This window comes from Escherichia sp. E3659, assembly GCF_005781135.1.
In the GTDB taxonomy this organism is placed as follows: domain Bacteria; phylum Pseudomonadota; class Gammaproteobacteria; order Enterobacterales; family Enterobacteriaceae; genus Escherichia.
Genome location: NZ_VATQ01000028.1, coordinates 93,690 through 111,237 on the forward strand (window position 1 = coordinate 93,690; position 17,548 = coordinate 111,237).

Sequence of the window (17,548 nt, forward strand, 5' to 3'; positions counted from 1 at the left end):
TTTAGGGACCTGACCTGCCGAAATCAGCAAATCGTAACTATTTAACGCGCGAAAAAAGCACCATCGATTCCAGATGCCCCGTGTGTGGGAACATATCCAGCATCGCCAGTCGCGCAATGGTATATCCTGCTTTTAATAACGCCTCGCTATCCCGAGCCAGCGTCGCAGGGTTACAGGATACATAAACTATACGAATGGGTTCCAGTTTTATAATTTGCTGCATGACGCCAGCAGCACCTGCTCGCGCCGGGTCCAGCAACACTTTGTCAAAGCCGTTTTTAGCCCACGGCTGCTTTGTGACATCATCTTCAAGATTTTCATGATAAAACGTCACATTTTGTAAACCATTAAGTCGCGCATTTTCCTGACCTTTCTCCACCAGCGCAGCAACACCTTCTACCCCTACGACGCTAGCCGCTCGTGTCGCTAATGGCAGTGTGAAATTGCCCATACCGCAGAACAGATCAAGCACGCTGTCTTCAGCCTGCACATCCAACCACTCCAGCGCGCGCGCCACCATTTTCTGGTTCACACCCGCGTTGACCTGAATAAAATCACGCGGGCTAAAAGTTAAACGCAACCCATTTGAGTCATACCAGGGCATCTCGCCAGAGACGGTTTCGAGTATCTCACTATCGGGGGCGAGAAACAGATCCAGGCCTTCAGAATGCGAAAAGCGTTCCAGTTTTTCACGATCAGCCGAACTTAGCGGTGCGGTATGGCGTAAAATCATCAGCGTGCCGCTGGTTGCCTGCACCAGTTCAACGTGACCAAGATGGCGCATGGCTTGTAAGCTGCCCAGGCATGCCCTGACTTTGGGCAGCAATGCTTCAAGTTGGGGCGCTAAAATGGGGCATTGCTTAACATCGACAATGTCACTGGAACCCGCTTTGCGAAATCCCATCTGTAATTGTTGTTTTTTCGGCTGATAGTTCAGGCTTAAGCGCGCGCGGCGACGGTATCCCCAGGGAACATCGGCGATCACTTCAGAGACGTCATGCTTCATTAACCGGGCGAGCGCCGCACTTTTGCTTCGCTGCTGTAGTTCGATGCTGGCGTGTTGTTGCTGACAGCCGCCGCATACGCCAAAATGAGGGCAGCGTGGCGTTTCGCGTTCCGGGCTGTCGCTTAACCTGCGAACGACTTTAGCGCGAGAATACTGTTTTTTATCTTCAGTAACAGTGACTTCCGCATCTTCCTGCGGCAATAGCCCGGGGATAAATAACGCTTTTCCGTTATGTCGTGCCACGCCCTGACCAAAAGAGTCGAGGTCGTTGACTGAAACGGTTATGATCTGACGCGTCGTCACGCGTCGTTTTGCAGAGTAGAATTGCGCCATTGGCGAGACTTTCTCAATTTAACAGTGTGACCTTAATTGTCCCATAACGGAACTCCATGACCAACTACAGCCTGCGCGCACGCATGATGATTCTGATCCTGGCGCCGACCGTCCTTATTGGTTTATTGCTCAGTATCTTTTTCGTCGTGCATCGCTATAACGACTTGCAGCGTCAACTGGAAGATGCCGGTGCCAGCATTATTGAGCCGCTTGCAGTTTCTACTGAATATGGCATGAGCCTGCAAAATCGCGAATCTATCGGTCAGTTGATAAGCGTTTTGCATCGTCGCCATTCTGATATTGTTCGCGCCATTTCAGTTTACGATGAAAATAACCGACTCTTTGTCACTTCCAATTTTCATCTCGACCCTTCAGCAATGCAGCTCGGTAGTAACGTGCCATTTCCGCGCCAGCTCACTGTCACACGTGATGGCGATATTATGATTTTGCGTACGCCGATTATCTCCGAGAGTTATTCTCCCGACGAATCGCCCATTAGCGATGCCAAAAATAGTCAGAATATGCTGGGATATATTGCCCTTGAGCTGGACCTTAAATCGGTGCGCTTACAGCAATATAAAGAGATTTTTATTTCCAGCGTGATGATGCTGTTTTGTATTGGTATTGCGCTTATTTTTGGCTGGCGACTCATGCGCGATGTAACCGGCCCGATTCGCAACATGGTGAATACTGTCGACCGCATCCGCCGAGGACAACTCGACAGCCGGGTGGAAGGATTTATGCTCGGCGAGTTGGATATGCTGAAAAACGGCATTAACTCGATGGCAATGTCTCTGGCGGCTTATCACGAAGAGATGCAGCACAATATCGACCAGGCGACATCAGATCTGCGTGAAACGCTGGAGCAGATGGAAATTCAGAACGTTGAGTTGGACCTGGCGAAAAAGCGCGCCCAGGAAGCTGCGCGTATTAAGTCCGAGTTTCTGGCGAATATGTCACATGAGCTGCGTACACCGCTGAATGGAGTTATTGGCTTTACCCGCCTGACGCTGAAAACAGAATTAACGCCAACGCAGCGCGATCACCTGAACACGATTGAACGCTCGGCAAATAATTTGCTGGCAATTATTAATGATGTTCTCGACTTCTCGAAACTGGAAGCGGGCAAGCTGATCCTGGAAAGTATTCCGTTCCCGCTGCGCAGCACGCTGGATGAAGTGGTTACTCTTCTGGCGCATTCTTCTCACGATAAAGGGCTGGAATTGACGCTCAATATTAAGAGCGACGTGCCAGATAACGTGATAGGCGATCCGCTGCGCTTACAGCAAATCATCACTAACCTGGTGGGGAATGCGATTAAATTCACCGAGAATGGCAACATCGATATTCTGGTGGAAAAACGAGCGCTGAGTAATACCAAAGTTCAGATTGAAGTGCAGATCCGCGATACCGGTATTGGTATTCCTGAACGCGATCAATCGCGCCTGTTCCAGGCCTTCAGGCAGGCAGATGCCAGTATTTCACGCCGTCATGGCGGCACCGGGCTGGGGCTGGTAATTACGCAAAAACTGGTTAATGAGATGGGCGGAGATATCTCGTTCCATAGCCAGCCGAATCGTGGCTCAACCTTCTGGTTCCATATTAATCTCGATCTGAACCCGAATATTATTATTGAAGGACCATCCACCCAGTGCCTCACAGGCAAACGCCTGGCTTATGTCGAACCGAACTCGGCAGCCGCGCAGTGCACGCTGGATATTTTAAGCGAAACACCGCTTGAGGTGGTCTACAGCCCAAGCTTCTCGGCCCTCCCTCCCGCGCATTACGACATGATGTTGTTAGGGATTGCGGTGACTTTCCGCGAACCGCTAACGATGCAACATGAGCGGTTAGCGAAAGCAGTGTCGATGACCGATTTTCTGATGCTCGCCCTTCCGTGCCATGCACAGGTCAATGCCGAAAAACTCAAGCAAGATGGTATCGGCGCGTGTCTGCTGAAACCCCTGACGCCTACACGTCTGTTGCCTGTACTGACCGAGTTTTGTCATCAAACACAAAATACGCTGCTGCCTGTCACCGACGAAAGTAAGCTGGTAATGACGGTTATGGCTGTTGATGATAACCCAGCAAACTTGAAACTTATCGGCGCATTGCTGGAAGACATGGTTCAGCATGTGGAGTTGTGCGATAGCGGACATCAGGCGGTTGAACGAGCAAAACAGATGCCGTTCGATTTAATCTTAATGGATATTCAAATGCCGGACATGGACGGCATTCGTGCATGCGAACTTATCCACCAGCTTCCGCACCAGCAACAAACGCCAGTCATCGCGGTGACTGCACATGCGATGGCTGGGCAAAAAGAGAAATTACTTGGCGCGGGGATGAGCGATTATCTGGCGAAACCGATTGAAGAAGAGCGATTGCATAATTTGCTGCTGCGCTACAAACCCGGCAGCGGCATTTCTTCCCGCGTTGTGACGCCAGAAGTGAACGAAATTGTGGTGAACCAGAATGCGACTCTGGACTGGCAACTGGCGCTACGCCAGGCCGCTGGCAAAACCGATCTGGCCCGCGATATGCTGCAAATGTTGCTCGATTTCCTGCCAGAAGTTCGCAACAAAGTTGAGGAACAACTGGTTGGGGAAAATCCGGAAGGCCTGGTTGATTTGATTCATAAACTGCATGGCAGTTGCGGCTATAGCGGTGTGCCGCGTATGAAGAATCTCTGTCAACTTATCGAACAACAGCTACGAAGCGGTACTAAAGAAGAAGATTTGGAGCCGGAGCTACTGGAATTGTTGGACGAGATGGATAATGTGGCACGCGAAGCCAGTAAAATTCTTGGGTAATGGACGTCTTGTCGAGTAGCAATCGGCTTTTTATGAAGCTGGTTTCAGATTGGTGACAAAGTGCCTGTGTTTATGCCGGATGCGGCGTTAACGCCTTATCCGGCATACAAAACCAATTAAATTCAATGAATAAAAAAATGATGTAGACCTGATACGTAGCGCAACAGGCAATTTTGCGTTTGGCATCAGTCTCAAACCGGCTCCTGACAGAGCCGGTTTTTGTTTTCTGTCTTAACGCACCATGCACGGACGCTTGTTATCGAACGTCCAGCCAGGAATCAGGTACTGCATCCCCATCGCATCATCACGCGCGCCAAGCCCGTATTTCTGATACAGCTCGTGGGCTTTCATCACCTGATCCATATCGATTTCCACACCCAGCCCCGGTTTTTCCGGTACCTGAACCAGACCGCCTTTGATCTCAAAAGGCTCTTTGGTCAGGCGCTGATTACCTTCCTGCCAGATCCAGTGCGTATCAATCGCGGTGATTTTACCCGGTGCAGCTGCGGCAACATGGGTAAACATCGCCAGGGAAATATCGAAGTGGTTGTTAGAGTGTGATCCCCAGGTCAGGCCAAATTCATGGCACATTTGCGCCACACGTACCGAACCCTGCATCGTCCAGAAATGCGGGTCCGCCAGCGGGATATCAACGGATTGTAACGAGAGCGTATGGCCCATCTGCCGCCAGTCGGTGGCGATCATATTGGTTGCAGTCGGCAGCCCAGTTGCGCGACGGAACTCTGCCATCACCTCACGCCCGGAGAAACCTTGCTCCGCACCACACGGATCTTCGGCATAAGCCAACGAACCTTTCAGGTATTTACCAATTTTAATCGCTTCGTTCAGCGACCAGGCACCGTTAGGATCGAGCGTAATACGCGCCTGCGGGAAGCGTTGCGCCAGTGCCACAATAGATTCGGCTTCTTCTTCCCCGGCCAGTACACCGCCCTTCAGTTTGAAATCGTTGAAGCCATATTTTTCATACGCCGCTTCCGCCAGGCGCACCACCGCATCCGGCGTCATCGCTTCTTCGTGACGAAGACGATACCAGTCGCATTTGTCATCCGGCTGGCTTTGATACGGTAACGGTGTGGCTTTGCGATTGCCGACGAAGAACAGATAACCCAGCATTTCGACTTCGCTACGCTGTTGACCATCGCCCAGCAGGGATGCCACGTTAACCCCAAGGTGTTGCCCAAGCAGATCCAGCATTGCCGCTTCTATCCCGGTTACCACGTGGATAGTGGTACGCAGATCAAAAGTCTGTAAACCGCGCCCGCCAGAATCACGATCGGCAAAAGTATTACGCACCAGCGTCAGAACGTTTTTGTATTCACCCAGCGTTTTACCCACCACCAGCGGAGTCGCATCTTCCAGCGTTTTACGGATTTTCTCGCCGCCGGGAATTTCCCCTACGCCGGTGTGACCAGAATTATCTTTGATGATCACAATATTACGCGTGAAGAACGGTGCGTGTGCGCCACTCAGATTCATCAGCATACTGTCATGACCCGCCACCGGGATAACCTGCATTTCAGTAACAACAGGCGTCGTAAATTGAGAATTCATATTTATATCCTTATTCAAAATCAATGACGGCCGAAAACGGGACGTTTACGGTCAAAGGTCCAGCCGGGGATCAGGTACTGCATCGGGCCTGCGTCGTTACGCGCGCCGCCAGGCAGACGTTTATAGGCCTCATGTGCCTTTTGTACCTGTTCCCAGTCCAGTTCCACGCCCAGGCCGGGCGCATCAGGAACGACAATTTTTCCGTTTTTAATCTCCAGCGGATTTTTGGTCAGGCGACAATCGCCCTCCTGCCAAATCCAGTGGGTATCGATAGCGGTGGGATTACCCGGTGCCGCCGCGCCCACATGGGTAAACATCGCCAGAGAGATATCGAAGTGGTTGTTGGAATGACAGCCCCAGGTCAGCCCCCAGTCGTCGCAAAGCTGCGCCACGCGGACTGCACCGAAAAGCGTCCAGAAGTGCGGATCGGCAAGTGGAATATCTACCGCGTTGAGCATTACCGCATGACCCATTTCGCGCCAGTTGGTGGCGATCATGTTAGTCGCGACGGGCAAACCGGTCGCCCGCCGAAACTCCGCCATCACTTCACGACCGGAGAAACCCTGTTCTGCGCCGCATGGATCTTCGGCATAGGTAAGAACATCATTCAGCCCTTTGCATAGAGAAATGGCTTCATCAAGTAGCCAGGCACCGTTGGGATCAACGGTAATCCGCGCATCAGGGAAGCGTTTCTTCAATGCACGAACAGTGTCGATTTCTTGCTCGCCAGGTAATACGCCACCTTTGAGTTTGAAATCTTTAAAGCCATAGCGATCCTGTGAGGCTTCTGCCAGACGCACAACGGCTTCGCTGTTCATCGCTTTCTGGTGACGCAACTGATACCACTCATGGTTACCTGGTGTACTGTCCAGATAAGCAAGATCGGTTTTAGTCCGATCACCGATATAAAACAGATAACCGAGGACGGTAATAGCATCGCGTTGCTTGCCTGGGCCAAGCAGTTCACAGACCGGAACATTCAGCGCCTTACCTAGCAGGTCAAGCAAGGCGGCTTCCAGCGCCGCCACGGCGTTAACGCGCAATTCAAAGGTCCAGGCACCTTTGCCGAAGGTATCAAAATCGGCGGCCTGATTACCTTTATGCACCTGCTGGACCACTTTATTCAGTCGCGCGACTTCCTGGCCCAGCACCATCGGAATAGCATCGACCAGTGTTTGATAAATCACCTCTCCGCCCGGCGCTTCACCAATGCCGGTATTTCCGGCATTATCGGTGAGTACCACAATGTTGCGGGTGAAATATGCGTTATGTGCACCACCAATATTGAGCAACATGCTGTCATGTCCGGCGACCGGAATGACTTTCATATCAGTAATGACTGGACTGGATTGTGTCGTCATCTTATTGCCCCGCGACAGGTTTCAGCTCGATACGCTTAATATCGCCCACCAGCACCAGGTAGCTCAGCACCGCGATTAAGGCATGAACCCCGACATAAATCAGCGCACCATTAAAGGAGCCAGTCGTGCCAACGATATAACCAATTGCGATTGGCGTGACGATACCGGAAATGTTACCGAACATATTGAACAGGCCGCCGGAAAGACCGCTAATCTCTTTCGGCGCAGTATCTGCCATTACCGCCCAACCCAGCGCCCCGATGCCTTTACCGAAGAAGGCCAACGCCATGAAACCGATGATCATCCACTCAACATCGACGTAGTTACAGAACACCATCACCATCGACAGCAACATGCCCATCACGATCGGTGTTTTACGCGCAATGTTCAGCGAGCCCGTGCGGCGCATCAGCCAGTCGGAAATAATCCCCCCCAGCACGCCGCCGATAAAACCGCAAACAGCAGGAACGGAAGCCACAAAGCCCGCTTTCAGAATCGACATCCCGCGCGCCTGCACCAGATAAACCGGGAACCAGGTAATAAAGAAGTAAGTCAGGGCGTTGATACAATACTGACCGATATAAACACCGATCATCATCCGCGAACCGAGCAGCTGTTTGATCTGCCCCCACTTCACGCTGAACGGCACTTTAACTTTGGTGTTTTGCTGATCCATATTGATCAGCGCGCCGCCAGCGGCGATGTACTCCAGCTCTTTCTGATTTACGCCCGGATGTTGATTTGGCTCGTGGATGACTTTCAGCCAGAAAAAACTGATGACAATGCCCAGACCGCCCATAAAGAAGAAGACGTGTGACCAACCCACTTCATGAGTCAGCCAGCCCATAATCGGCGCGAAGATCACCGTTGCGAAGTATTGGGCGGAGTTAAAAATCGACACCGCCGTTCCCCTTTCCTGCGCCGGGAACCAGGCTGCCACGATTCGGCTGTTGCCGGGAAAAGAAGGTGCTTCGGCAAGCCCTACCAGGAAGCGGAGAGTAAACAAGGCAACGATAATGCCGAATCCACTAAAGATATCGACGAAACCTTGCAGCAAGGTAAACATCGACCAGATAAAGATTGACCAGAAGTAGACGCGTTTTGAACCAAAGCGATCCAGCAACCAGCCGCCAGGGATCTGCCCAATAACATAAGCCCATGAGAAAGCAGAGAACACATAGCCCATACCCACTGGATCAAGGCCGATATCTTTGGCCATTTCCGAACCGGCGATCGAGAGCGTAGCGCGATCGCCGTAGTTGAAAGATGTGACGATAAACAGCATCACCACTATCCAGTAACGAGCATTCGTGCGTTTTTCCACACTGCTCGCAGCCTGACTTAAAGAACTCATTGTTGCACTCCTGAAAATTCGCGTTAGCCACGCTCACTCTGGACTGCGACATCGCCAGGAAATCAGAGGTGACGTAGGGTGTTTTTGCCGTTTTTATAGGTCGTTCGCCGAATGCGGCGCGTGTTTATATCTGGCAATAGCAGTATAAAAAGCGCGCCATAGCGGCTCACCGTGCAACAACACAACATTAATGCGTTCAATGAGGCTCGATTTTGGCATTAGCCCTGGACGGTGGAATCCACTTCACGGAAATGAAAACAAGAACAAGAAAGGAAGGGTTAAATCGGAGAAATAAAGAAGAGTATGAAATGGATCGCTTGACTCCAGGCAAACGCCAGTAAAAATCCGCGCTAAGAAGCAGTTTTTACAGGCATTTGCCTGAAAAGATTCGATTCAGCACCGCTAAAACGGTATTTTGCCGATCGCTGAACAAATCAGGGCAACAGCGTCCCCCACTGTTCAACCCACGGATTGGATTCCGTTTCTGGTTCCGGGTTTTCACTGGCATCGATCAGCAGCATTTCCCCTACCCGCTGCGCGCTCTGTTCCTGTAACAAAGCATCAAACTGTTTGCCACCGTTGCAGAAATTCACATAACTACTGTCGCCGAGCGCAATCACGCCGTAGCGCAGGTTCGGCTGGAAACCGAGGTTATCCTTTATGCCCAGAAAGAGCGGCACAATGCTGTCAGGAAGGTCGCCCTGCCCGGTCGTGGACGTAACTACCAGAACATACTTGTCCTGATAGGGTAACCAGTCGCTTAATTCTGGGTCTTCAAACACCGTTGCTTTGTGGCCCTGTGCGGTCAGAATCGCTTCCGCTTCTTCGGCCACTAGCAGTGAATTCCCGTACATGGTGCCTACAAAAATACCAATTTCCGCCATACCGTTTTCTCCCTGGATTAGGAACTTATCTCATCATCCTGACCCGATGGCGCGCTGAACTCAACCCTTTCATTTTCAGGAAGCAGACCGCGCCAGCCAAATTGTGATAATGCCTGCATCCAGGTGTCGTCCAGACCGGCGTGGATAGTCAGCGGCTCGCCAGTAAAAGGATGCGTCAATGACAACTTGCTGGCGTGCAACATCAACCGCTGGAGGCCAAAATGTTCAGCCGCGCTGCGATTCTGGCGCAAATCGCCATGTTTGCTGTCGCCAATAATCGGATGGCGCAAATGGGCGAGATGGCGACGAAGCTGATGTTTGCGTCCGGTTTTCGGCTCCAGTTCCACCAGACCGTAGCGTGTCGTCGGGTAACGCCCGGTCGCGACTGGCATTTCAACCGTCGCCAGACCGCGATAATGCGTCACTGCTGGCTGCGGGCCTTTATCTTCGCGGGCATACTTATCGGCGATTTTATCCAGTTCTTCCACCAGCGGATAATCCAGCACCGCTTCTTCCATCAGCCAGCCACGCACAATCGCATGGTAACGTTTCTGGATTTGGTGCTGTTCAAACTGTTGCGCTAACAGCCGTCCGGCCTCGCTGGATAATCCCATCAGCAATACGCCGGAAGTCGGTCGGTCCAGCCGATGCGCGGTAAACACGTGCTGACCAATCTGGTCACGTACGGTTTGCATGACCACCACTTTTTCGTCGCGATCCAGCCAGCTGCGGTGAACCAGCCAGCCAGACGGTTTGTTAACCGCAACCAGCCATTCATCCTGGTAGAGTATTTCCAGCATCAGTTTGTATCATCCGCAAAAAGCGCATCCAGTTTTTCCAGCTCCGCCAGAATAAGCGTGCGCTGGGGGTGGTCCGTCGCCAGCGCCATTTCATAATACGGCGCCACGGCGAAAGCCCCTGGCAATGGCTGATTATTATCTAAGAGATCGTGCATTCGTGGGATCAGTACCCATTGCAACCACTCCAGTGGCTCCATCGTATCCATAAAGAAAGGCTGGGTACTGTTAAATTGATGCGGCTGCGGTTCATCGCTCCGCCAGTGCTGATGTTCACGCAGTAATGTTTCAAGTGCCTGCAACTGAAGACGAACGCGGTCATGAGTGGTCATAAAACAACCTCAAGAAGAAAAAACTGCCGCGAAGGATAGCAGGAATAAAAAAAGGGAGCACTGTATTAACAGTGCTCCCGGTTCGTTTCGCAGCATTCCAGCTACTTTTGTTGCTCCCTGCTCATCCTTGACAACTTTTCCTGTGGCCTTGCGACCAATCGTTCATCCTGAACTAATGCTTCCTGCTCACACCACCCCGATGTGATACTTCATCCTGAAGTGTCCCTGGCCTTCCTGACCCACCGAATCATCCTGATCGGTTCTCATTCTCCGTCCTGGAGGTGTCCTTTAACGCATCCAGCGTTTTCCTCTTCGCTTCATCCAGAAGCCTTTCCCTGAAACACCATCCTGGCGTGTCCTTTAGAAGTGTCATCATCCTGATGTTCACTTCGTTGTCTGACTCCCTGTCGACGAAGATAGAATCGTCTTTTTCACTGAGTCTTACAAGGCGCTTACAGATAATGCCTTAAGGAAAATTTCATATGAAAGTTAAGGATATTAAGTCAACACATTGATTTAAAATAGAAATATGATTCTTATCTTTTTAAGTATTCACTTATTTCCTGGCGATCTCCTACAGGGTCTGTAAGAGATCTCTCACAACCAGACGGGGTAATTGGATTACAGAAGAGGCTTAAGCTGCATAAGGAATTCCGCAAGATTTGAGGCTAAATGGGTACGATTCCGCGTACCCAGCGTCTCTTTGCATACTTCACCAGAGAGATTACACACTGAAATCACTTCCAGCTCTTCTTCCAGTGTGGCGATAAATAACGTGGGGGGCAGTTTCAGACGTTTCTGGGTAACCAGATGTCCAATCAGGTTTTCCTGCACCCGGCGGAAGTCGTCTTCGCTCCAGGTTTGCAGTAATGTCAGTTTGATATCGCCAAACTGCGCATGCATATCCCCGGCAAGCTGGGTCGTATAGAAGGTATGAATTGCGGGTTGTATCACAATATCAAACGCACGCTCAACCGCGTTTACATTTTGCTCACCGCTAAACGGCTGCGGTTGCCAGAACACAGCATCATTAGTGGTTGAAATAATGCACGGTGAAGGAACGCCATACAGCTCCTCGCTTAACGGCCAACTATTGTGCTGTTCGTGCCAGGCATCGCAGTAACGCGTGGTAAAATCTCTCAAGGCTTGTGCGGTCAATTCGTCCACTAATTTCTCTCTTCACTTAAACCAGATACACTTGTCGTTTAGTTTATCTGGTTTATGACGGTGAAACATGTCTTCTTATGCAAACCATCAGGCACTTGCGGGCCTGACTCTTGGAAAATCAACCGATTACCGGGATACCTATGACGCCAGCCTGCTACAAGGCGTTCCACGTAGTTTGAATCGCGATCCGCTGGGCCTGAAAGCAGATAATCTGCCTTTCCACGGTACGGATATCTGGACGCTATATGAACTCTCCTGGCTGAATGCGAAAGGTTTGCCGCAGGTTGCCGTGGGTCATGTTGAACTTGATTACACCAGCGTAAATCTCATTGAGTCGAAGAGTTTTAAGCTCTATCTCAACAGCTTTAACCAGACACGCTTTAACAATTGGGAGGAAGTGCGCCAGACGCTGGAGCGCGACTTAAGCACTTGCGCCCAGGGTAACGTTAGCGTGGCGTTATATCGTCTTGATGAACTGGAAGGTCAGCCGGTGGGGCATTTCAATGGCACCTGCATTGATGACCAGGATATCGCTATCGATAACTATGAATTCACCACTGACTATCTTGAGAATGCCACCAGCGGCGAGAAAGTGGTGGAAGAAACACTCGTTAGCCACCTGCTGAAATCAAACTGCCTGATTACTCATCAACCAGACTGGGGATCTATCCAGATTCAGTATCGTGGACGCAAGATTGACAGGGAAAAACTGCTGCGTTATCTGGTTTCTTTCCGTCATCATAACGAGTTCCATGAACAGTGCGTAGAGCGCATTTTTAATGACCTGTTACGCTTCTGCCAGCCAGAGAAATTAAGCGTTTACGCACGTTATACCCGTCGTGGCGGTCTGGACATTAACCCATGGCGCAGTAACTGTGATTTTGTCCCATCGACAACCCGTCTGGCACGGCAATAAAATTTTTCTCAATTTTGCGTGCTGGATTCACGCATAAGGTTGTGAAAGGTCATCAGGCAGGGCTATTGTAATCAAAGGGAATGACGATAATCGTCCCATAAGGAGTTTTTCTTGATTACACATATTAGCCCGCTTGGCTCCATGGATATGTTGTCGCAGTTGGAAGTGGACATGCTTAAACGCACCGCCAGCAGCGACCTCTATCAACTATTTCGCAACTGTTCACTCGCTGTTCTGAACTCCGGTAGCCTCACCGATAACAGCAAAGAATTGCTGTCCCGTTTTGAAAATTTCGACATTAACGTGCTACGCCGTGAACGCGGCGTTAAGTTAGAACTGATCAATCCCCCGGAAGAAGCTTTTGTCGATGGGCGTATAATTCGCGCCTTGCAGGCCAACTTGTTCGCTGTCCTGCGCGACATTCTCTTCGTCTATGGGCAAATCCATAACACCGTTCGTTTTCCAAATCTGAATCTCGACAACTCTGTTCACATTACCAACCTGGTTTTTTCTATCTTGCGCAATGCTCGCGCGCTGCACGTGGGCGAAGCGCCCAATATGGTGGTGTGCTGGGGTGGTCACTCCATCAACGAAAACGAGTATTTGTATGCCCGTCGCGTTGGTAATCAGTTGGGGCTGCGTGAGTTGAATATCTGCACTGGCTGTGGTCCAGGCGCGATGGAAGCACCGATGAAAGGCGCGGCGGTCGGACACGCCCAACAGCGTTACAAAGACAGCCGTTTTATTGGTATGACTGAACCATCGATTATCGCTGCTGAACCGCCTAACCCGCTGGTTAACGAACTGATCATCATGCCGGATATCGAAAAACGTCTGGAAGCGTTTGTCCGTATCGCCCACGGCATCATTATCTTCCCAGGCGGTGTGGGTACAGCGGAAGAGCTACTGTATTTGCTGGGAATTTTAATGAATCCGGCCAACAAAGATCAGGTCTTGCCATTGATCCTCACCGGCCCGAAAGAGAGTGCTGATTACTTCCGCGTACTGGACGAGTTTGTCGTGCATACGTTGGGAGAAAACGCGCGCCGCCATTATCGCATCATCATTGATGACGCTGCAGAAGTAGCCCGTCAGATGAAAAAAGCGATGGCGCAGGTGAAAGAAAACCGTCGCGATACGGGCGATGCCTACAGCTTTAACTGGTCAATGCGTATTACGCCAGATTTGCAAATGCCGTTTGAGCCGTCTCACGAGAATATGGCTAATCTGAAGCTTTACCCGGATCAGCCCGTTGAAGTGCTGGCTGCCGACCTGCGCCGTGCATTTTCTGGCATTGTGGCGGGGAACGTAAAAGAAGTCGGCATTCGCGCCATTGAAGAGTTTGGGCCATACAAAATCAACGGTGATAAAGAGATCATGCGCCGTATGGACGACCTGCTTCAGGGGTTTGTTGCCCAACATCGTATGAAGTTACCAGGCTCTGCCTACATCCCTTGCTACGAAATCTGCACTTAATCCCCTTCCCCCGGTAACGTTTGTTGCCGGGTTTTTCTCTTTTTTGGTCGCTCACTAATCAATCTATTTCATTTGTTATATGAATGTTTCAGCGCGTCATCATGTCATTAATATCACCATCTGTAATATGTCATACAATTTATGTTGTAGCGCAAACGTTTCCCTTCATTTGAAGACCGCATTTTATCTCCGCAAAAAAGAAAATATTGCAATCATTAACTAAAAGTATTGATTTTTGCAGTTCAACCTACATATATTGCGCGCCCCGGAAGAGGTCAGATGTCGTTAATCTGCCAAATATTGCCCTTAAATTCTCTTTTACTTTTGATTTACAGAGTAAAGCGTTGGGATTATCTATCTTCCAAGTAGATTATTGTATTTGAGATCAAGATCACTGATAGATACATAACTTGTGTGTATCTTTCCGCCCTCAAATTATTACGGCGAAAAATGATTAAGCCATCGCCGATAGACAGATTTCATTTTTACGGCCAGGCACCTTCCCGGGCTGAACTGGCTAAAAGCTGAATTATTTGCATTCCTCCAGGAGAAATAGATGGAAACGACTCAAACCAGCACGATTGCGTCGAAAGACTCTCGCAGTGCCTGGCGCAAGACAGATACCATGTGGATGCTGGGCCTTTACGGCACGGCGATCGGCGCGGGCGTGCTGTTCCTGCCAATCAACGCCGGTGTTGGCGGTATGATCCCGCTGATCATCATGGCTATCCTTGCGTTCCCGATGACGTACTTTGCGCATCGTGGCCTGACTCGCTTCGTGCTGTCTGGTAAAAACCCAGGCGAAGACATCACCGAGGTAGTAGAAGAACACTTTGGTATTGGCGCAGGTAAACTGATTACCCTGCTCTACTTCTTCGCTATCTACCCGATTCTGCTGGTTTACAGCGTGGCAATCACCAACACGGTTGAAAGCTTCATGTCTCACCAGCTGGGTATGACACCGCCGCCGCGTGCGATTCTGTCACTGATCCTGATCGTGGGTATGATGACCATCGTTCGCTTCGGTGAGCAGATGATCGTTAAGGCGATGAGTATTCTGGTATTCCCGTTTGTTGGCGTACTGATGCTGCTGGCTCTGTACCTGATCCCGCAGTGGAACGGCGCAGCACTGGAAACTCTGTCTCTGGACACTGCATCTGCAACCGGAAACGGTCTGTGGATGACCCTGTGGCTGGCAATTCCGGTAATGGTGTTCTCGTTCAACCACTCTCCGATCATCTCTTCTTTCGCCGTTGCGAAGCGTGAAGAGTACGGCGATATGGCAGAACAGAAATGCTCGAAGATCCTGGCATTCGCTCACATCATGATGGTGCTGACCGTAATGTTCTTCGTATTCAGCTGCGTACTGAGCCTGACTCCGGCAGACCTGGCTGCGGCTAAAGAGCAGAACATCTCGATTCTGTCTTACCTGGCTAACCACTTTAACGCGCCGATCATCGCGTGGATGGCTCCGATTATCGCGATTATCGCTATCACCAAATCCTTCCTGGGCCACTACCTGGGCGCACGTGAAGGCTTCAACGGTATGGTGATCAAATCACTGCGTGGTAAAGGTAAGTCTATCGAAATCAACAAGCTGAACCGTATCACTGCACTGTTCATGCTGGTAACGACCTGGATTGTTGCCACCCTGAACCCGAGCATCCTGGGTATGATTGAAACCCTGGGCGGCCCAATCATCGCGATGATCCTGTTCCTGATGCCGATGTACGCCATTCAGAAAGTACCGGCAATGCGTAAGTACAGCGGTCACATCAGCAACGTATTCGTTGTCGTGATGGGTCTGATTGCAATCTCCGCAATCTTCTACTCTCTGTTCAGCTAATTCCTTTCGCGCCGCTTTCGGGCGGCGCTTCCTCCGTTTTAACGCGATGTATTTCCTATGATTAGCGTATTCGATATTTTCAAAATCGGCATTGGCCCTTCCAGTTCTCATACCGTTGGACCAATGAAAGCGGGTAAACAATTTACCGACGATCTGATTGCCCGTAACCTGCTTAAAGACGTGACCCGCGTGGTGGTTGACGTGTACGGCTCGCTCTCTCTGACCGGTAAAGGCCACCACACTGATATCGCCATTATTATGGGCCTGGCGGGTAACCTGCCGGATACCGTGGATATCGATTCCATCCCTGGTTTTATTCAGGATGTGAATACTCATGGTCGCCTGATGCTGGCAAACGGTCAGCACGAAGTCGAGTTTCCGGTTGATGAATGCATGAACTTCCATGCCGATAACCTTTCTCTGCATGAGAACGGCATGCGCATTACCGCGCTGGCGGGCGATAAAGTTGTTTACAGCCAGACGTATTACTCCATCGGCGGTGGCTTTATCGTTGATGAAGAGCATTTTGGCCAGCAGGATAGCGCACCGGTTGAAGTTCCATATCCGTACAGTTCTGCTGCCGATCTGCAAAAACATTGTCAGGAAACCGGGCTGTCACTCTCTGGTCTGATGATGAAAAACGAGCTGGCGCTGCACAGCAAAGAAGAGCTGGAACAGCACCTGGCGAACGTCTGGGAAGTGATGCGTGGCGGTATTGAACGCGGTATTTCCACCGAAGGTGTGCTGCCGGGCAAACTGCGTGTTCCACGTCGTGCCGCGGCACTGCGCCGGATGCTGGTCAGCCAGGATAAAACCACCACTGACCCGATGGCGGTTGTTGACTGGATCAACATGTTCGCACTGGCAGTGAACGAAGAGAACGCTGCGGGCGGTCGTGTGGTGACTGCGCCGACTAACGGTGCGTGCGGGATTATCCCGGCAGTGCTGGCGTACTACGACAAGTTTATCCGCGAAGTGAACGCTAACTCACTGGCTCGTTACCTGCTGGTAGCCAGCGCGATTGGTTCTCTTTATAAGATGAACGCGTCGATTTCTGGTGCCGAAGTGGGTTGCCAGGGTGAAGTTGGCGTGGCGTGCTCAATGGCGGCGGCGGGTCTGGCAGAACTGTTAGGCGCAAGCCCGGCGCAGGTGTGCATCGCGGCGGAAATCGCTATGGAGCATAACCTCGGCCTGACGTGTGACCCGGTTGCTGGACAGGTACAGGTACCGTGCATCGAGCGTAACGCCATTGCGGCAGTAAAAGCGGTGAACGCCGCGCGTATGGCACTGCGCCGTACCAGCGAACCGCGCGTCTGCCTCGATAAAGTTATCGAAACCATGTACGAAACAGGTAAAGACATGAACGCCAAGTACCGCGAAACCTCTCGCGGCGGCCTGGCGATGAAGATCGTTGCCTGCGATTAATCGCTCTCCAGAGGCCTCGTTTTGCGAGGCCTCACATTGTTGAGAATGTGCCTGTTGTTTATGTCGGATGCGGCGTAAATGCCTCATCCGACCTACAAAACAGCGCAAATTCAATAGATTGCGATTCTTTTGTAGGCATGATAAGCGTAGCGCATCAGGCAATTTGGCGTTGTCATCAATATCAGATCTCGTTTTGCGAGCCCTCTTCCTGTTTTCTCATCCAGTCGTAGCCTGTTCCGGTGACCAATGTTACCCTTATCGCCTGA

Annotated in this window: 13 protein-coding genes; 5 read left to right on the forward strand and 8 right to left on the reverse strand. The window is 50.9% G+C overall.

Annotated features, from left to right (window positions below):
• Positions 1 to 37: 37 nt before the first annotated feature.
• A complete protein-coding gene (gene rlmD / locus FEK47_RS19275) occupies positions 38 to 1,339 on the reverse strand; it encodes a 23S rRNA (uracil(1939)-C(5))-methyltransferase RlmD (RefSeq protein ID WP_130214539.1) in 1,302 nt (433 codons plus the stop codon).
• Positions 1,340 to 1,395: 56 nt separating this feature from the next.
• Here rlmD and barA point away from each other — a divergent pair, with 56 nt between their 5' ends.
• Positions 1,396 to 4,152, forward strand: coding sequence for a two-component sensor histidine kinase BarA (barA, locus tag FEK47_RS19280; RefSeq protein WP_130207684.1), 2,757 nt, complete (start codon positions 1,396 to 1,398; stop codon positions 4,150 to 4,152).
• 231 nt (positions 4,153 to 4,383) lie between these two features.
• On the opposite strand, the gene gudD is transcribed toward barA, so the two are convergent.
• From gudD to syd, 7 genes are all read right to left on the reverse strand, one after another.
• The gene (gene gudD / locus FEK47_RS19285) at positions 4,384 to 5,724 is read right to left on the reverse strand and encodes a glucarate dehydratase (RefSeq protein WP_135487360.1); all 1,341 of its coding nucleotides are present in this window, start codon (positions 5,722 to 5,724) and stop codon (positions 4,384 to 4,386) included.
• Between the two features lie 20 nt (positions 5,725 to 5,744).
• On the reverse strand, positions 5,745 to 7,085 hold the full coding sequence (locus FEK47_RS19290) for an enolase C-terminal domain-like protein (protein ID WP_135487359.1): 1,341 nt from the start codon (positions 7,083 to 7,085) through the stop codon (positions 5,745 to 5,747).
• A 1-nt stretch (position 7,086) separates the two neighbouring features.
• Positions 7,087 to 8,439, reverse strand: coding sequence for a galactarate/glucarate/glycerate transporter GudP (gene gudP, locus FEK47_RS19295; protein ID WP_135407692.1), 1,353 nt, complete (start codon positions 8,437 to 8,439; stop codon positions 7,087 to 7,089).
• Positions 8,440 to 8,873: 434 nt separating this feature from the next.
• Positions 8,874 to 9,323 (reverse strand): flavodoxin, encoded by a 450-nt coding sequence (locus tag FEK47_RS19300; protein ID WP_138183324.1) that lies wholly within the window; start codon positions 9,321 to 9,323, stop codon positions 8,874 to 8,876.
• A gap of 17 nt (positions 9,324 to 9,340) precedes the next feature.
• Positions 9,341 to 10,123 (reverse strand): tRNA pseudouridine(65) synthase TruC, encoded by a 783-nt coding sequence (gene truC / locus FEK47_RS19305; RefSeq protein WP_130214547.1) that lies wholly within the window; start codon positions 10,121 to 10,123, stop codon positions 9,341 to 9,343.
• Positions 10,123 to 10,452 (reverse strand): YqcC family protein, encoded by a 330-nt coding sequence (locus FEK47_RS19310; protein WP_135487358.1) that lies wholly within the window; start codon positions 10,450 to 10,452, stop codon positions 10,123 to 10,125. The genes truC and FEK47_RS19310 overlap by 1 nt, the downstream gene beginning before the upstream one ends.
• Positions 10,453 to 11,073: 621 nt before the next feature.
• Positions 11,074 to 11,619, reverse strand: coding sequence for a SecY-interacting protein (gene syd, locus FEK47_RS19315; protein WP_135487357.1), 546 nt, complete (start codon positions 11,617 to 11,619; stop codon positions 11,074 to 11,076).
• Positions 11,620 to 11,686: 67 nt separating this feature from the next.
• Between syd and queF the strand changes: the two genes are divergently transcribed.
• The 4 genes from queF to sdaB all read left to right on the forward strand — a co-directional run bounded on the left by queF (position 11,687) and on the right by sdaB (position 17,282).
• Positions 11,687 to 12,535 (forward strand): NADPH-dependent 7-cyano-7-deazaguanine reductase QueF, encoded by an 849-nt coding sequence (gene queF, locus FEK47_RS19320; protein ID WP_130221507.1) that lies wholly within the window; start codon positions 11,687 to 11,689, stop codon positions 12,533 to 12,535.
• A 111-nt stretch (positions 12,536 to 12,646) separates the two neighbouring features.
• Positions 12,647 to 14,011, forward strand: a complete 1,365-nt coding sequence (gene ppnN, locus FEK47_RS19325; protein WP_130214553.1) for a nucleotide 5'-monophosphate nucleosidase PpnN — start codon at positions 12,647 to 12,649, stop codon at positions 14,009 to 14,011.
• Between the two features lie 556 nt (positions 14,012 to 14,567).
• Positions 14,568 to 15,857 carry an HAAAP family serine/threonine permease SdaC gene (gene sdaC / locus FEK47_RS19330; RefSeq protein ID WP_064528228.1) on the forward strand — a complete coding sequence of 430 codons (1,290 nt, stop codon included), beginning with the start codon at positions 14,568 to 14,570 and terminating at the stop codon, positions 15,855 to 15,857.
• A gap of 57 nt (positions 15,858 to 15,914) precedes the next feature.
• On the forward strand, positions 15,915 to 17,282 hold the full coding sequence (gene sdaB, locus FEK47_RS19335; protein ID WP_130207700.1) for an L-serine ammonia-lyase II: 1,368 nt from the start codon (positions 15,915 to 15,917) through the stop codon (positions 17,280 to 17,282).
• Positions 17,283 to 17,548 lie beyond the last annotated feature (266 nt).

Bases quoted from the DNA above. Each gene is read 5' to 3' on its own strand.
- rlmD (WP_130214539.1), bottom strand. From the start codon at position 1,339: ATGGCGCAATTCTACTCTGCAAAACGACGCGTGACGACGCGTCAGATC.
- barA (WP_130207684.1), top strand. From the start codon at position 1,396: ATGACCAACTACAGCCTGCGCGCACGCATGATGATTCTGATCCTGGCG.
- gudD (WP_135487360.1), bottom strand. From the start codon at position 5,724: ATGAATTCTCAATTTACGACGCCTGTTGTTACTGAAATGCAGGTTATC.
- FEK47_RS19290 (WP_135487359.1), bottom strand. From the start codon at position 7,085: ATGACGACACAATCCAGTCCAGTCATTACTGATATGAAAGTCATTCCG.
- gudP (WP_135407692.1), bottom strand. From the start codon at position 8,439: ATGAGTTCTTTAAGTCAGGCTGCGAGCAGTGTGGAAAAACGCACGAAT.
- FEK47_RS19300 (WP_138183324.1), bottom strand. From the start codon at position 9,323: ATGGCGGAAATTGGTATTTTTGTAGGCACCATGTACGGGAATTCACTG.
- truC (WP_130214547.1), bottom strand. From the start codon at position 10,123: ATGCTGGAAATACTCTACCAGGATGAATGGCTGGTTGCGGTTAACAAA.
- FEK47_RS19310 (WP_135487358.1), bottom strand. From the start codon at position 10,452: ATGACCACTCATGACCGCGTTCGTCTTCAGTTGCAGGCACTTGAAACA.
- queF (WP_130221507.1), top strand. From the start codon at position 11,687: ATGTCTTCTTATGCAAACCATCAGGCACTTGCGGGCCTGACTCTTGGA.
- sdaC (WP_064528228.1), top strand. From the start codon at position 14,568: ATGGAAACGACTCAAACCAGCACGATTGCGTCGAAAGACTCTCGCAGT.
- sdaB (WP_130207700.1), top strand. From the start codon at position 15,915: ATGATTAGCGTATTCGATATTTTCAAAATCGGCATTGGCCCTTCCAGT.